The organism is Neosynechococcus sphagnicola sy1 (genome assembly GCF_000775285.1).
Classification (GTDB): Bacteria; Cyanobacteriota; Cyanobacteriia; order Neosynechococcales; family Neosynechococcaceae; genus Neosynechococcus; species Neosynechococcus sphagnicola.
Genome location: NZ_JJML01000100.1, coordinates 1 through 848, shown reverse-complemented (window position 1 = coordinate 848; position 848 = coordinate 1). Strand labels below are relative to the sequence as shown.

Annotated in this window: 1 pseudogene; it reads right to left on the bottom strand. The window is 52.4% G+C overall.

What is annotated here, in order from left to right:
• Nucleotides 1-13: 13 nt before the first annotated feature.
• A pseudogene (gloB, locus tag DO97_RS20255) lies at nucleotides 14-786 on the bottom strand (hydroxyacylglutathione hydrolase).
• Nucleotides 787-848 lie beyond the last annotated feature (62 nt).

The following is an 848-nucleotide window of genomic DNA, read 5'->3' as shown; positions in this document are numbered from 1 at the left end:
GTTCCTGCGATCGCTAAAATCGATCCTTCATGCCCCGCAATCGAGCAAAGGTCTGAATCGGATCATGGCTTTCGTGATCTGTTGTAAGGCAGATTGATCCCAGCGCAGAAATGGGTTGGTCTGCTTCTCACCCCTAAGCTGGAGGGAATCGTCGCTTCTCCGCGATCGCGTAGCTGTTGCGTTTGTGCCCATCGAGTCTGGAGATCCAGGTTATTACCATCCACGGTGAGGGCAAACTTGAGGTTATTTAAGGTGTACTCGTGGGCGCACCAAATTCGGGTCTGATCTGGCAACGCCCGAATTTGACTCAAGGATGTCATCATTTGACCGTCGGTGTGCCTTCAAATAATCGCCCACAGCCCCCTGCAAACAAGGTATCGCCACAGAATAATTCTCCAGTTCCATAGGTTGTTGCGGGGGAAAGTAATAGGCAATATGGGCGCGGGTATGTCCTGGAATAAACAGTACTTCAGCCTCCCGATCGGCAAACTGAACCCGATCGCCGGCTTGGAGAAAAACCTGTTGCCCTGGAATCCGTCCCCGATCTTCAACACCGCCATAAACTACTAGCTGGGGAAACTGCTGCCTCAGCCGCAGATTGCCGCCCACATGATCGGAGTGGTGGTGAGTGTTGAAGATGGCAACCAGATTGGCTTTGAGGTGAAGGAGTTGCTGTAAAACAGGATCGGCGACCGCAGGGTCAACCACCGCTGCTATGTGCTGCTCTGGGTCATGGAGCAAGAAAATATAGTTGTCCTGTAAAGCTGAGAGGCGATAAATCTGCATAGGATGGGATGACTCGTGATCACTCGTCAGGTGAAGGCGCTGCACATGAGACCATTGTCCGC